General features: G+C 73.1%; 1 protein-coding gene. It reads left to right on the forward strand.

Going from position 1 to position 1,597, the window contains the following annotated elements; genetic code table 11:
* Positions 1-88 precede the first annotated feature (88 nt).
* The gene (locus D7X74_RS41855; RefSeq protein ID WP_120538461.1) at positions 89-1,576 is read left to right on the forward strand and encodes a glutamate--cysteine ligase; all 1,488 of its coding nucleotides are present in this window, start codon (positions 89-91) and stop codon (positions 1,574-1,576) included.
* The last annotated feature ends 21 nt before the right edge of the window (positions 1,577-1,597 follow it).

Genomic DNA, 1,597 nt, shown 5'->3' on the forward strand with positions numbered 1-1,597 from the left:
AGGGGCGGACGGTTTTCCGTGGGGGCGGCGTCCAGCGGCTGACACCTGACGTGCCAGCACCGCGCGTCGTGCCAATCGTGGAGGGTCTATGGGACTCGCCATCCAGCAGGAGGAGTTCACGCCGAAGGAGCACGAGCGGTTCGTGCAGCGGCTCGCGGAGAGCCTGGAGGCCCTGCGGGCACTGCTGCGCCGCCCCGGTTTCGGCGTGGGGCCCACGACGATGGGCGCGGAGTTGGAGGTGTACCTGGTGGACCGCGCGGGCTACCCGCTGCCGGTGAACCAGTTGGTGCTGGCCCAGTCGAAGGATGAACGGCTGACGCTGGAGCTGAACCGCTTCAACATGGAGATGAACGTGCGGCCGTCGCTGCTGGCGGGGCGCCCGTTCACCGCGCTGCGGACGGAGTTCGAGGACGTGCTGAAGGAGCTGGGGCGCGCGGCGGCGACGCAGGGCGCGCGCGTGGCGGCCATCGGCATCCTGCCCACGCTCAGGCAGGCGGACCTGGGCAAGGGGGCCCTGACGCAGCAGGCCCGCTACCGGGCGCTGAACGCGGCCATCCGCAAGCGGCGCGACGGACCCTTCCAGGTGGCCATCGCGGGCGACGACGCGCTCAACCTCGCCTGGGACGACGTGACGTTGGAGGGGGCGAACACGTCGCTCCAGTTCCACCTGCGCGTGGCCCCGGAGGACTTCGCGCACGTGTACAACGCCGCGCAGCTGGCCACGGCGCCGGTGCTGGCGGCGGCGGGCAATTCACCGCTGTTCCTGGGCAAGCGCCTCTGGGAGGAGACGCGCGTGGCGCTCTTCCAGCAGGCCACCGACGACCGGGGCGAGGGCGGGGACGAGGTGGCCCACCTGCACCCGCGCGTGACGTTCGGCCACGGCTGGGTGCGCGAGGGCGTGCACGAGCTGTTCTCCGAGGCCGTGGCGCTCTACCCGCCGCTGTTGCCGGTGGTGGGCGACGAGTCCCCGATGGAGGTCGTCGCGGCGGGGGGCGTGCCGGGGCTGGGGGAGCTGCGGCTGCACCAGAGCACGGTCTGGTCCTGGAACCGGGCCATCTATGATCCGCAAGGGGACGGCCACGTGCGCATCGAGCTGAGAGCGCTGCCCGCGGGCCCGACGGTGGCGGACATGGTGGCCAACGGGGCGTTCCTCTTGGGCCTGACGCTGGGGCTGGCGGAGCGGGTGGACGCGCTCCTGCCGGCGCTGCCCTTCTGGCAGGCGCGGCGCAACTTCAAGCAGGCGGCGCGACACGGCCTGGACGCGGTGATGCTGTGGCCGGCGGAGGTCGCGCCCAGCCCCCGGCCCGTGCCGGTGGTGGACCTGGTGAAGCAGCTCTTGCCGGTGGCGCGGCGGGGCCTGACGGAGCACGGGGTGGACCCGGAAGAGGCGGATGCGATGCTGGACATCATCGCGCAGCGGGTGGCCCTGCGGCGCACCGGGTCGCGCTGGCAGCGGGAGGTGCTGGCGAAGCTGGAGGCCCACATGCCCCGGCCGGACGCGATGGCCGCCATGCTGGAGCGCTACCTCCAGCACGCGGAGGAGGGGCTGCCGGTGCACACGTGGCCCGTGGAGTGAGCGGGCGCCGGGGCTGACAGG

The organism is Corallococcus sp. CA047B (assembly GCF_003612065.1).
Taxonomy (GTDB): domain Bacteria; phylum Myxococcota; class Myxococcia; order Myxococcales; family Myxococcaceae; genus Corallococcus; species Corallococcus praedator.